This is a genomic window from Actinoalloteichus hoggarensis (genome assembly GCF_002234535.1).
Lineage (GTDB): Bacteria > Actinomycetota > Actinomycetes > Mycobacteriales > Pseudonocardiaceae > Actinoalloteichus_A > Actinoalloteichus_A hoggarensis.
This window is the reverse complement of record NZ_CP022521.1, coordinates 4,898,118-4,911,105: the sequence shown is the minus strand read 5'-3', so window position 1 is coordinate 4,911,105 and position 12,988 is coordinate 4,898,118. Positions and strand designations below refer to the sequence as shown.

General features: G+C 72.2%; 11 protein-coding genes. 8 read left to right on the top strand and 3 right to left on the bottom strand.

Features of this window, described 5'->3' with window-relative positions:
- Window positions 1-58: 58 nt before the first annotated feature.
- On the bottom strand, window positions 59-661 hold the full coding sequence (locus AHOG_RS20925; RefSeq protein ID WP_093942862.1) for a TetR/AcrR family transcriptional regulator: 603 nt from the start codon (window positions 659-661) through the stop codon (window positions 59-61).
- A 69-nt stretch (window positions 662-730) separates the two neighbouring features.
- Between AHOG_RS20925 and AHOG_RS20920 the strand changes: the two genes are divergently transcribed.
- Complete coding sequence (locus AHOG_RS20920; protein WP_093942861.1) at window positions 731-2,320, top strand: MFS transporter; 1,590 nt, start codon at window positions 731-733, stop codon at window positions 2,318-2,320.
- A 155-nt stretch (window positions 2,321-2,475) separates the two neighbouring features.
- Here AHOG_RS20920 and AHOG_RS20915 read toward each other — a convergent pair whose 3' ends face one another.
- Window positions 2,476-4,113: an MFS transporter gene (locus AHOG_RS20915; protein ID WP_093942860.1), complete on the bottom strand. Its 1,638-nt coding sequence runs from the start codon at window positions 4,111-4,113 to the stop codon at window positions 2,476-2,478.
- Between the two features lie 59 nt (window positions 4,114-4,172).
- On the opposite strand from AHOG_RS20915, the gene AHOG_RS20910 reads away from it, so the two are divergent.
- The 4 genes from AHOG_RS20910 (at window position 4,173) to AHOG_RS20890 (ending at window position 9,352) form a co-directional block, all read left to right on the top strand.
- Window positions 4,173-4,883 carry a TetR/AcrR family transcriptional regulator gene (locus tag AHOG_RS20910; RefSeq protein ID WP_211290466.1) on the top strand — a complete coding sequence of 237 codons (711 nt, stop codon included), beginning with the start codon at window positions 4,173-4,175 and terminating at the stop codon, window positions 4,881-4,883.
- Between the two features lie 192 nt (window positions 4,884-5,075).
- Window positions 5,076-5,447 carry a hypothetical protein gene (locus AHOG_RS20905; RefSeq protein WP_093942858.1) on the top strand — a complete coding sequence of 124 codons (372 nt, stop codon included), beginning with the start codon at window positions 5,076-5,078 and terminating at the stop codon, window positions 5,445-5,447.
- Window positions 5,444-7,246 (top strand): SGNH/GDSL hydrolase family protein, encoded by a 1,803-nt coding sequence (locus AHOG_RS20900; protein ID WP_093942857.1) that lies wholly within the window; start codon window positions 5,444-5,446, stop codon window positions 7,244-7,246. Before AHOG_RS20905 ends, AHOG_RS20900 begins: the two co-directional genes overlap by 4 nt.
- A gap of 684 nt (window positions 7,247-7,930) precedes the next feature.
- Window positions 7,931-9,352: a sugar porter family MFS transporter gene (locus AHOG_RS20890; protein ID WP_093942855.1), complete on the top strand. Its 1,422-nt coding sequence runs from the start codon at window positions 7,931-7,933 to the stop codon at window positions 9,350-9,352.
- A gap of 46 nt (window positions 9,353-9,398) precedes the next feature.
- Here the strand turns inward: AHOG_RS20890 and AHOG_RS20885 are convergent, their stop codons facing one another.
- Window positions 9,399-10,001, bottom strand: coding sequence for a CGNR zinc finger domain-containing protein (locus tag AHOG_RS20885; protein WP_245856357.1), 603 nt, complete (start codon window positions 9,999-10,001; stop codon window positions 9,399-9,401).
- 236 nt (window positions 10,002-10,237) lie between these two features.
- Here AHOG_RS20885 and AHOG_RS20880 point away from each other — a divergent pair, with 236 nt between their 5' ends.
- The 3 genes from AHOG_RS20880 (at window position 10,238) to AHOG_RS20870 (ending at window position 12,943) form a co-directional block, all read left to right on the top strand.
- Window positions 10,238-11,032, top strand: a complete 795-nt coding sequence (locus tag AHOG_RS20880) for a metallophosphoesterase (RefSeq protein WP_093942853.1) — start codon at window positions 10,238-10,240, stop codon at window positions 11,030-11,032.
- Between the two features lie 28 nt (window positions 11,033-11,060).
- Entirely contained in the window at window positions 11,061-11,729 is a 669-nt protein-coding gene (locus AHOG_RS20875) for a LysE family translocator (protein ID WP_245856356.1), read from the top strand.
- 221 nt (window positions 11,730-11,950) lie between these two features.
- Window positions 11,951-12,943 carry an AraC family transcriptional regulator gene (locus tag AHOG_RS20870; protein ID WP_211290465.1) on the top strand — a complete coding sequence of 331 codons (993 nt, stop codon included), beginning with the start codon at window positions 11,951-11,953 and terminating at the stop codon, window positions 12,941-12,943.
- Window positions 12,944-12,988: the final 45 nt, after the last annotated feature.

Here is a 12,988-nt window from a genome sequence, read left to right as displayed (position 1 = left end):
TTCCGCCTGCCACGAGATGACGTAGCCGACGTCATGCGATCGTTCCATGGTCAAGGCATCAGGGCTCGTCCGTCCCGCCTGCGTCCCCGCCTGCGGGCTCCGGCAGCAGCGCGCGGATGCCCGCGACGACGTCCTCGACCGGCGGCATCGAGTCCGGGTCGATCAGGCTCTGCACGATGTAGCCGGTGACCAGCGAGTAGACGACGGAGCCCAGTCCGGCGCCGAGGCGGTCGTCGATCTCGTCCGCCGCCTTCCCGAGCGTCATCGAAGCGAAGGCGGCCCGTCCCTCGCGAAAGCCCTCGGCGAGGGCGGCACGCAGGGATTCGTCGAAGTCGGCCTGGGCGAAGGCCTGCACGCTCGCCACGAGCAGGTCGCGCTCGCCGGGGATCGCGGCGAACACCTGCGCCATGAGGGTGGCGAAGCGGTGCGCGGGCTCCTCGGCGTCCGCGGCCCGGACCGCCGCCTCCACCCGGTCGCCCCATTCGCTGCTGGCCGACAGCACGGCGGCGTTCATCAGCGCGTCCTTGGAACCGAAGTGGTAGCCGATCGACCCGAGGTGGGCGCCGGAGGCCGCCGCGATGTCCCGTGCCGTGGTGGCGCTGTAGCCCTTCTCGGCGAGGCACTTCTTCGCGCCCGCCAAGAGATCGTCTCGCTGGCTCATGCCGCCATCCTAACCCGTTTGAACGGACGTACGTATTGACACAAATTTGAACGCACGTACGATCAAACTATGCCCGCTTCGACGACGACTCCACCCCGTGCGTCCGCCCGGACCTGGTGGACGCTGCCCTTCCTGCTGCTTCCCGCGCTGCTGACCTCGATGGACATCTCGATCCTCTTCGTCGCCTCTCCCGCGATCACCGAGGCGCTCAATCCCACGGCCACCCAGTGGCTCTGGATGATGGACGTCTACGGCTTCGTCATGGCCGGCCTGCTCATCACGATGGGCAGCCTCGGCGACCGCATCGGCCGCAAGCGGCTCCTGCTCATCGGTTCGCTGCTCTTCGGCGCCGCCTCCGCCGGGATCGTGTTCTCCGCCACGCCGGAACAGCTCATCGTCGCCCGCGCGCTGCTCGGCATCGGCGCCGCGACCCTGGCCCCCTCGACCCTGTCGCTGATCAGGAGCATGTTCCACGACCCACGGCAGCGGCAGGCCGCGGTCGGCGCCTGGACGGTGGCCTTCACGGGCGGTGCCGTCGCGGGGCCGATCGTCGGGGGATTCCTGCTGGAGTACTTCTGGTGGGGCTCGGTCTTCCTGATCAACATCCCGGTGATGCTCGTGCTCCTGCTGACCGGGCCCTTCCTCATCCCGGAGTCACGCGATCCCGACGCGACGGGCTTCGACATCCCCGGTGCCCTCACCTCGCTGATCGCGATCGTCAGCCTGGTCTTCGCGGTCAAGCAGTTCGTCGAGTACGGGATGGACCCGCTCGCGGGCTCGGCGCTGGCCCTGGGCCTGGTCTTCTTCGCGTTCTTCGTCCGGCGGCAGCGGCGGGCGGCCCACCCGTTGATCGACCTGAATCTGTTCCGCAGCGCGCGATTCAGCGCCGCCGCGGGCTCCAACGCCCTCGTCTCCCTCGCCGCGGCCGGCCTGGGACTGCTCGCCTTCACATTCCTGCAGACCGTCCACGGCCTGAGCCCGTTGCGGGCGGCACTCTGGACACTGCCCACCTTCGTCGGCACCCTGGCGGGCGCGACCCTGGCGACCGTCCTCGCTTCTCGTGTCCGGCCCGCGATCCTGCTCGCCTGCGGTCTCCTCGTCGCGGCCTGCGGCTTCGGGGTGGTCGGCGTCGTGGAACCGGGGACGAGCCTGGCGGTGTTCATCGGCGGCTACACCGTCCTCACCGCCGGGCTCGGCATGGTGGGAACGCTGGCGAACTCGCTGGTCCTGAGCACCGCGCCGCCGGAACGCGCCGGAGCCGCCGCGGGCATCTCCGAGACGAGCAACGAACTCGGCGCGGCCCTGGGCATCGCGGCCTTCGGCACCGTGTCCACCGCCGTCTATCGGGCCACGATGGACGGCGCGGCCGTCGAGATGACGCCCGCGGCCGGGGAGACCGTCGCCGGAGCCGTCGCCGAGGCCGCCGCCAGGGACGACGCCGCCGCCACCGTGCTGCGCGACCTCGCCTTCGGCGCCTACACCGAGGGCATCAACGCGGCGGGCCTCAGCGGTGCCGTGCTGCTCGCGCTGATGGCGGTCTTCGTCGTCGTCGCGCTGCGCCGTGTTCCCGCCGCGAGCGGCGACACGGCGACCGAGCCCGAGTCGCCGACCGCGGCGGGCCCGGCCGCCGACGTCGAGGCGCCGATCCCGCGTCGATGACCGTGGCCGGCGCGGCCGGGCGGCCCGGGCTGCGCTGTTCGACGGTGTAGGAGACGGGCGCGCCCGTCGGCGGTGCTGCCGTGCCGCCTGCGCCCGTCCTCCGGCCGCGGCGCCATCCGGCCGGCTGCCCAGCCGTCGCTCCCGCCGCGGCGGTGTCAGCCGCGGGCCGCCCGGCCCCGGTCGCCCGCCGCTGTGTCGTCGGAGTCCCCTGCGCCGGCGGAGTCCGCTGTGTCGTCGGAGTCCGCTGTGTCGTCGGAGTCCGCCGAGGGCGCGGCGCCCGCGGGCGGCTGACCTCGGAGCAGCATGGACACGAGGACGGCGAGCACGCCGAGAACGGCAGCCGACGTCGTCGTGGCCGCGGCCATGCCGTCGGTGAAGGCCTGCCGGGCCAGTTCGAGCAGCGGCGGTCCGACCTCCGAGGGCAGCTGCTCGATCACGCCGACGGCGGCGCCGAGGCCGGATTCGACGACCGACGCGGCCTCCGAGGGCAGCCCCTCGGGCAGTCCGTCCTGGACGCCCGCCCGATAGACCAGCGCGCCGACGGAGCCGAGCACGGCGATGCCGACGGCGGCGCCCAGCTCGTTGGCCGTCTCGGCGAGGGCGGAGGCCGCGCCGGATCGCTCGGGACTGACCGAGGCCACGACGACGTCGGTGGCCAGCGTCGTGATGGGGCTGATGCCGCCCGCGGCCAGGACGGCGCCGACGATGAGCTGCGGCAGGCTGCCCTCGTCGGGGAGCAGAGCGACCACGACCATCCCGGCGGCGGCCAGCAGGGCGCCGACGCCGAAGATCGGGCCGGGACCGATCCGGCTCGCCAGCACGGAGGTGGTCGCCGCGCCCGCCGTGATGGCGACGGCGATCGGCAGCAGCCACAGCGCCGAGGTCAGCGGGGTGAAGCCCAGCACGAGCTGGAGATGCTGACTGAGGAACATCGTGAGCCCGGCCAGTGACAGCATCGCCAGCATGCCCGCGACCACGGCGCCGCTGAACCGGCGGTCGCGGAAGAGGGAGACGTCCATGAGCGGGCTCGCGATCCCGCGCTGACGACGCAGGAACACCACCGCCGCCAGGATGCCGACGGCGGCGGCGACGACGCTGCCCGTCGTGATCGCGAGCGCCTCGGCGGCCGACTTGACCGCCCAGACGACGGGCAGGATCGCGGCGAAGGAGAGCACGACGCTGGGCAGGTCCATCGGCTCGGGGCGCGCGTGTCGATACTCCGGGATCACCAGCGGCGCCACGGTGAGCAGCACCAGGATCACCGGCACGTTGATGAGGAAGACCGACCCCCAGGGGAAGAACTCCAGCAGGGCGCCGCCGACGATGGGCCCCGCCGCCACACCCCCGGCCAGCGCGGTGGTCCAGACGGCGATCGCGCGGGTGCGTTCGCGAGGGTCCTCGAACATGTTCCGGATCAGCGAGAGCGTGGAGGGCATCAGGGTGGCGCCGCCCACTCCCATCAGCGCGCGTCCCAGGATCAGCAGGGCAGGCGTCGTGGCGAAGGCGGCCAGCAGTGACGCGGCGGCGAAGGCGGCGGCGCCGATCAGCAGCAGTCGCCTGCGGCCCATCCGATCGCCGATGCCGCCCATCAGGATCAGCAGGCCGGCGAGCAGGAAGCCGTAGACGTCCAGGATCCACAGCAGCTCGCCGGAGGTGGGTGCCAGATCCTCGGCGATGGCGGGGATCGCCATGTACAGGATCGAGATGTCCATCGAGGTCAGCAGGACGGGCAGGATCAGGACGGCGAGCCCCAGCCTGCGTCTGGGGGCGGTCGTCGGGGTGTTCTGGTGCATCGGGCTCCTCGTGCGTACACCGTACTCATCGGATGGGTACACCGTACGCCGGCGTTAGGATGGCCCGCAATGAGGAGGGCGGTGCACGCACGATGGGCAGGACGGCGCGAGACCGGCAGGGGCTCAGCAGAGGACGGATCGTCGCGGCGGCCATCGAGATCGCCGATGCCGAGGGCCTGGACGCGGTGTCGATGCGGCGCATCGCCGATCACCTCGGCTCCGGCACGATGTCGCTGTATCGCCACGTCTCCGGCAAGGACGACCTGACCGTGGCCATGACCGACGCCGTGACCAGCGCGTACGCCTACCCGGACGCCGACGGGCTCGACTGGCGGAGTCGGATGCACCTGCTGGCCCGCCACGACTGGGACATGTACGAGGCCCATCCCTGGCTGCTGTTCGCCGACATGACCGCGACGCCGCCGTTCGGCCCGGCCGGGCTCCGGGCGATGGAATGGGCGCTGGCGGCGCTGGAGCCGCTGGGACTCTCCCTTGAGGAGTCCGCGCGCGCCATCATGACCGTCAACAAGTTCCTCCAGGGCAGCGCGCGGTCCGAACTGAGCGAGCGGGCCGATGCGGGGCGTGCCGACGCCGACCCCGGCTCCCGATGGCAGGAGCGGCTGACGAGCGTGGACCTGACGGACCATCCCCGGCTGCGCGAACTCGCGACCCTCCAGCGGGTCGGCGCGGGCAGGTCGTGGTTCGAGTCCGGTCTCGAACTGATCCTGGACGGGATCGAGGCGCGGAGCCGGGCCGTCGCGGACGGCTGAGCAGGCACGGCAGCGCGTCCGGCGGCGAGTGCCGGACCTCGGGCACGCGATCGGAGTACGGCGGATGCTCCGGGCGTCCACCCGGTTCGTCTCATCGGCTTGCGACGCCGCGCAAACAGGTGCATGACCTTGTCGGTCGATCGACCGCGCGAGAAGACTTGATCTCGCGCAGCGCCGTCGAGGGGAGTGCCGATGTCCGATCGAATCGTGTCGCTGATCCGGACCGTGATCCCGGTGTGGTGGGGATCGCTCCTCGCCTGGCTCGTCGGCCTCGGCCTGCCCGACGGCGTCGCCGAGGTCGCAGCCGACCTGGGCCCGTTACTCGTCGGCCTCACCATCGCGGGCTGGTACGCCGTCGCCCGCTGGCTGGAGTCCCGACTGCCGCGCTGGCTGGTGCGGCTGCTCTTCGGTTCGAGCAGCACCCCGTCCTACGCCGCGCCCTCGGCGGGCTCGGCGACACCGGCGAGTCCCGCGCCTTCGGCGGGCTCGGCGACACCGGCCGCTCCCGATCCTGCCGCGGAGCAGGCGCGCGACGGGCGCGGCGGAGACGGCGGTGCGGCATGAGCACCCCTGCCGAGCAGGAACTCGACATCGCGGGCGGCGTGCTGCGACCGGGCCTGTGGGAATGGCGGCGCAGACGGATGCTCGCCGCCGACGAACCGGTGCGCATCGTCTGGATCGGCTCCTCCACCGCGGGTGGAGAGGGCGCCCGGACCCAGGAGGGCACGGCGGCGGCCCTGGTCGGCCGGGCCCTCGGCGAGGCGGGCACGCACTATCCGGTCACCGGCATCGGCGGATGGGCGATGCTCGGCCATCCCGAGGTCGTCTTCGCCGACCTCGCGATGCGGTCGGTGAAGCTGGTCGCGGGCGACGAGATCCGCCGGATGCTGCCGGACTGCGATCGGATCACGGTGCACTTCATGCAGGGCGTCGGCGCCACCGAGTTCACGGTGTGGATCGACGACAGCGCCTACCCGGTCCGCCCGGACGTCGCGGGCTCGTCCCGACGGGCCGACGGCAGCTGGGTCTCGCCGCCCCTGCCGCGCGGCGACCACGCCGTCCGGATCAACACGCGGGGCGCGGTCATCGTCAACGGCGCCTACGCGCATCGCGGCACCCACGATCGCGGCATCGAGTCCTACAACGCGGGCCGGGGCGGCACCCGCGCGTCGTCCTACGCCCGGTCGCCGGAGCTGGGCCAGATGTGCCACCGGATCGGACGGCTCGATCCCGCGCTGATCGTGATCGTCGTCGGCAGCAACGACTATTCCGTCGGCGTGCCGCCCGCCGACTACCGGGCCCAGGTCGTCGACCTCGCCGCCCGGCTGCGGACGGCCTGTCCCCGCAGGCCGTCGATCCTGCTGGTCCAGGCGGCGCGTCGATCCGACACTCAGAACCCGCTGTATCCGTGGTCGGCGTATCGCGATCAGCTGCGGCAGATCGCCGAGCTGGTCGACGACGTCGACTTCCTCGACGTCTCGCCGCACTGGCCGATCGGACTCGACGCCGACGGGCTGGGACTGCTGATGCCCGACCGCGTCCACATCGGTCCCGCCGGACATCGCTGGCTGGCCGAGCTGGTCAGCACGGCGCTCAGCGCGTCGATCACCGCTGCCTCGGCCCCTGTCCTTCCGGAGGAGCCCATGCCCGGTGTCGACCCGGCGACCCTGCCCGACGTGATCTCGGCCTGGCGGGCGAGCACTGTGACGGGCGGCGCGGGAACGCCGATCACCCGCTGGGCGCCGCATGCGGGCCGTGAACGAGCCGCCCTGGTGCAGGAGTCGGCGGCCTCGCGGCCCCTGCTGCGCACGAACGGGCCGGGCCGACAGCCCTATGTCGAGTGCGCTCGGACGCCCGGCCGATGGCTGCGCACCGAGGACTGGACGGCCGACCAGCCGCTGCCGATCACCGTGCTCACGGTCGTGCGGCAGCCGACGGACTTCCTGGGCAACGTCTACAGCGGCCGGGCCGGCCGGTATGTGTGGCTCGGTCACATCACCGGCCAGGACGCCGACGGCCACCAGACCACGGGGGCGGGCGGCACGAGCCCGCCCGCCGCGGCGCCGGTCTGGACCGGCGGGTCACCCGGCTGGCAGCTCATGGCGCAGGTCCACGACGGCACCGCCTCGCGACACCACGTCTACGGACTGCCGCCGGAGGCGTTCGTGGGCGGCACGATCACCGGACTGCCGGGGTTCACGCTGGCGAACAGCTCGACGGGCGGAAGCGCCCACTGCCACGACGTCGACGTCGCCGAGGTCGTCGTCATCGGTCGGGCGCTGACGACGACGGAGGTCGAGCGGGCGTTCGCCTGGCTGGCTCGCCGCTACCGCCTCGACCACTCCGGCCGCAGCCTGAGCTGATCCTCGCCGGTTGACACGGGGGGCCGGACGGGCCGCCCGATACGCGACGATCGGCGGGCGACCGCCGCCGGACCGAGGCGGTCGCCGCCGGTCTCGGCGAGCCCTGTCCGTCGGATCGCTCCATCGGTCAGCCCGTCCGCCCGCGCGGCCTTCGCCCCGGTCGGCGTCCGTCCGTCGCCGGGGGACGCCGTGTTGCCGGCGACGCCGCGCCGGCGGCGGACGCCGTGCCCCGCCGGGGACACGGCGTGGGATGCGTTCGAGCGCCTGCCGCCGGGGAACCGGGCGTGATCGGAGGGCGAGCTACGCCGAGCGAGGGCACGAGCTGAGCGAGCAGGACGACCGCAGGTTCCACGGGCGTTGGCGAAGCATTGCACTTCCAGGCGATGACCCACCCGAATGATTCGATCGTCGGTCGACTCGAGTCACGTCTTTGACCATTTCGTGTCGCTTTTTCGTGCGGATCGATGGACGTGTCCACCTATCTGATGAATGCGGCCTGCGGCGCCTTCTCGAATGGGCACTCCACGGCCGCCGATCTTCGTCGTACCCCGCTGTCACGCGGGCTCCCTTCTGTTGCCGCCCGCAGCGCGCTCGGTGACGATGAGCGACGGACCGCTGCTCAGTGCCGCGGCGGCGGGGTCGTCGGGGTCGGACCGCGCCGGATCGACTTTCAGGAGACGTTGAATGGCACAGGGTTTCTCCCGTGAACCGGGCACCGAGGGGCCGCTGTCGGGGATCTCTCCCGAAGGGCACCGTAAGGTCTGGCGATGGGGATTCATGATCGCCATCGGCGGATTCCTCTTCGGGTATGACACCGGAGTCGTCTCCGGTGCGTTGTTGTTCATCCGACCGGAGTTCGATCTGAGCTCCTTCGAGCAGGGCAGCGTGGTCAGCATCCTGCTCATCGGGGCGATCGTGGGCGCGTTGGGTGCCGGGCGCACCGCCGACCGCCTGGGGCGTCGGTTGACGCTCGGCCTCGAAGGGCTCATCTTCGTGGTCGGAACCCTGATCGCGACCCTCGCCGTCGACTACGAGATGCTGCTGATCGCCAGGCTCGTGCTCGGCGTCGCCGTCGGCGCGGCGTCGGCGACCGTGCCGGTCTACCTCTCCGAGGTCTCGCCCGCCGAGATCAGGGGGCGCATCCTCAGTCTCAACCAGGTCATGATCACCACGGGCATCCTGACGTCCTACCTGGTCGATCTCGCCTTCTCCTCCACGGAGAACTGGCGGGCGATGTTCGGCACCGGACTGGTCCCGGCGGTGGCGCTGATGCTGGGCGCACTGCTGCTGCCCGAGTCGCCGCAGTGGCTGATCCGGCACGGCCGGGCGGACAAGGCCAGAAAGCTGATCATCTCGATCGCCGACGAGGAGAGCGCGGACCGGCTGATCGATCGCGTCGAACACCACGACCAGGCCGAGGAGCATCCGGAGAGCACGCACGGCCGACAGGGCTGGCGGCTCCTGTTGGACGCCTCGGTGCGGCCCGCGCTGCTCGTCGGTCTGACGCTGGCCGCCGTCCAGCAGTTCGGCGGCATCAACACGATCATCTACTACGCGCCGACGATCATCGAGCAGACCGGCCTGACCGCGTCGAACTCCATCTTCTACTCGGTGTTCATCGGCTTGATCAACTTCGTGATGACCCTGGTCGCACTGCGGTTGATCGATCGGACCGGACGTCGCGTGCTGCTGCTGGTGTCCCTGGCGGTCATGTTCGTCTCGCTCATCCTGCTCGGGCTGAGTTTCGCCCTGGGCCTGAGCCCGGTGCTGTCGCTGGTGTTCATGGTGCTCTACATCGCCGCGTTCGCCTGCGGCATGGGGCCGGTCTTCTGGGTGTTGATCGGCGAGATCTTCCCGCCGTCGGTACGGGCGGTGGGGTCGAGCGCGTCGACGATGGTCAACTGGCTGTCGAACTTCATCGTGGGGCTGACCTTCCTGCCGCTGGTGGACGCGATCGGGCAGGGGCAGGCGTTCTGGATCTTCGCCGTGGTCTGCGCCCTCGGTCTCTGGTTCGTCGCGCGGCGCGTCCCCGAGACGTCGGGGCGGGAGTTCGACGAGGTCGACACGGCACTGCGCGCGCGATTCCGGCGGGGCGACCGGCGCTGAGGCGACGTCCCGGCGCGGCCGGGGAGGGTCGGCTGCCCGGCCGCCGTCAGGACGTCGTGTCGGTGGCGTGCCTGCGCTGGTAGTGCCGGGCCGCGCGTGCGCGATTACTGCACGAGGGCTTGCAGAACTCCTGCCGTCCGTGGGACTGGAGGAAGTAGCGGACGCAGCGCGGCGCCGTGCAGGCACGCAGCCTCTCCCGGTCGGGCCCGGTGAGGAAGTCGATCGCGGATCGCGCGAGCGCCGCCGTCAGCCCGCTCACGGCGTCGGGTTCGATCGAGCGAGACCTCACCGCGGGCGGCCCGTCGTCGGGCCAGGCCAGGACCGGTGCGACGGGCGCGAGTGCCGCCGCGGCGTTGACTCGCTCGACCGCCTCGGCCACCGGAAGCAGCCGGTGGGCGTCGGCGCGGGAGGGCGCGGGGACGCAGCGGGCGAGCAGCGATCTCGTCGCGGCACGCAGGGCGACGACCGCCGCTCGTGCCTGCTCGTCGGTGGGGACGCTCGCCGCGTCGACGCCGTCGGGCAGCAGGTCCCGGTGTTCGACGAGCCAGGCTGCCAGGCCCGCGGGATCGGCAAGGTCGTCGGCCACCCCTCCCGCGCCGTCGTGGCGAATGGTGGCGGCGAGCCGTAGTGCGAGCCGTCCGTTCGGCACCGTTCCGCTCCCTCCTCGCATGGTCGACGCCTCATCATCCGGCTCCGTCGACGTCCGCGTCTCGGCGGGCCCGACCGCGGCGTGACGTGGCTGCGTCGATCCGGCGTGGTCTTGCCGACGTCCTACCGCCTAGTCTACGGTCCCTAACGTCAAATTCGAAATTAAGCGTTAGAAGGGCGGTCGGTGGGCGTCGCGTCGGCGTGCTCCCACCGGCCACGAGCGAAGGACGACCCGCCATGGTGTTACTGGCCCACCTCAGCGACCTGCACGTCGACGAGACCGACCGCGCCGCGCGACGAGTGCGGCGCGTGATGGACCACCTCCGCAGCCTGCCTCGACCGGTCGACGCGGTGCTGGTCACCGGCGACGTGACCGAGCGCGGCACGGAGGCGGAGTACGCGCGGGCGGCCGAGCTGCTCCACGCCGCCGTGCCGGTGCTGCTCTGCCCGGGCAACCATGACGAGCGGTCCGCGTTCCGCCGCTTCCTGCTCGACGGCCGGGCGGGCCGCGCGACCTGCGGCGACACGGGCCGCGAACAGGCGCATGCCGCGACCGAGACGGTCGGACCGATCAACCAGGTGCATCGAATCGGGCACAGCGCGATCGTGCTGCTCGACTCGACCATCCCCGGCAGCGGCGAGGGAGTGCTCACGCCCGAGACACTCGACTGGCTCGACACGACCCTCGCGGACCTCGGACGGACCACTCCCGTGCTCCTGGCCCTCCACCACCCGCCGGTCGACCTGCATCACCCGCTGCCCGACCGATACCCGCTGCGCGAGCGCGGCGCGCTCGCCCGCCTCCTCATCCGACACCCGGAGATCGTCGGTGTCCTCGGGGGACACGCGCACACCGCCGCGGTGTCGACCTTCGTCGACAGACCCGTGCTGCTCGCCCCCGCGGTGACCTGGACGCTGCGCATGCCCTGGGAGGGCGACGATCCGGCCGACCGGACGGCCCCGCCCGCGCTGGCCTTCCACATCCTCGACGAGAACGCGCGGCTGACCACGCACTTCCGCGTCGTCCCGTGACCGACGCCGGATTCCACGCTCGGCGGCCGTGCCCTCCGCGCGAGGCCACGCCGTCGGGCGTCTCCGCCGGGCGACGGCGATGACGCCGCACCTCGTCGGCGGCTTCGCCCTGGCCCTGCTGCCGTTGGTCGTGACACCCGGCGCGAGCCTCGCGCTGCTCACGCGCCAGGTCACCACCGCGGGCCGCAGGGCAGGGTGGGCGGTGATCCTGGGGACGGCGACCGGCATCTACCTGCATGCCTGCTGCGCCCTGCTCGGGCTGTCGGCGATCGTCATGAACTCCGACCGCCTCTTCGACCTGATCACGCTGCTCGGCGCGTTCTACCTGACCGGCCTGGGCCTCTGGAGCTGGCGGCAGGCCGGACGTACCCGGCAGCCCGCCCCGGGCACGGCGAGGGAGACGCCGACGCGCTCGGCCTACCTCACGGCCGTGCTCGCCAACGTGCTCAACCCCAAGGCGGCTCTGATCCCGCTCACCCTGGCCCCGCAGTTCCTCGACCCGACGGGGTCCGTCGCCGCGCAGCTCGCCGTCCTGGCCACCACCCATGTCCTGCTGACGGCCTGCTGGCTCCTCGCCTGGACGCTGATCCTCGGCGGCGGCGGCCGTGTGTTCCGCTCCCCTCGGGTGCTCGTCTCGCTGAACCGGACCGCGGCGGTGGTGCTGATAGCGCTGGGAGTCTGGACGGCGCTGCGCTGAGCGAGCGTCGACGTCGTCGTCCGGGGCGGGCACCGGGACGAAGGCCGCCTACACGAAGGAGCTCCACCGGCCGGCGGAGTCGGCCGCACACAGGTGCGGAGGAGACGGGGCGAGGAGCGCCTCGCAGGCGCGGCGATCGTGCGGACGAACTGCCGGGGCGTCCACCGCCTGCGACTATCGTCGATCCTGAACGACCGCCGCCGAGCATGAGGAAGGCGACCGTGTCCGCACCGGCCGGAAGTCAACAGACGGACCTCCTGAGCACGCTGCTCCAACCCATCCGCCTGACCGGCGTCTTCTCCAGTCGATGGTCGCTGACGGAGCCGTGGTCCATCGAAGGCGACGCCGAACCGCACTGCGCGGTGCTGCACTACGTCGCGGAGGGATCCTGCTGGATCAGCGCCGACGGCATCGAGCCCACCCTGCTGACCGCGGGGGACCTGGCCGTGTTCCCGACCGGCACGGCTCATCGCTTCGCCGACCGGCCGGACCGGCCGGGCGTCGCACTGCGCACCCTGCTGGCCGACCGACTCCCGGGCACCACCGACAGCATCGAGTTCGGCGGCGACGGGTCCCGCAGCCGCATCCTCTGCGCGGGCCTGCACCACGACGCGGGCGGATCCTCGCCCCTGTATCACGCGCTGCCGAGGATGACGGTCCTGCGCCGCGCGCAGCTCGAAGCCGAACCGCTGCTGCGCGCCGCCGTCGACACGCTCGACGCCCGGCGCGATCTCGGCGCGGGCGACGGCCCTGGTGCGGCGGCGGTCACCCTGCGCGTCTTCGAGATGGTCTTCGTCCTGGCCCTGCGGCCGCTGCTGACCGCGATGACCGAGCGCCCCGAGATGCTCGCCGCGCTGGCGAACCCGGCCGTCAGCCGTGCGCTGACCGCCATGCACACCAGGTACGCCGAGCCGTGGACGCTGCGATCGCTGGCGGCCGAGGCGAATCTGTCCCGATCCACCTTCGCCGGGCTCTTTCGGGAACTCGTCGGCGAAGGACCGGCCACCCACCTGACCGCCTGCCGGATGCGAGCGGCGGCCCGGCTGCTGGTCGACACCGATGTGCCGCAGAGCGCCGTGCCGGGGCGGGTCGGATACCAGAGCGCCGTCGGATTCCACCGTGCGTTCCGGCGGCACTTCGGCACCACGCCCGGCGAGTACCGGCTGCGCTCCCGCGTCGCGGCGGGGACGGCCGCCCGGACGATCGGACACTGATTCCGGTCGATCGTCGAATGACCGCCGCCGCCCGGGACGGCACCG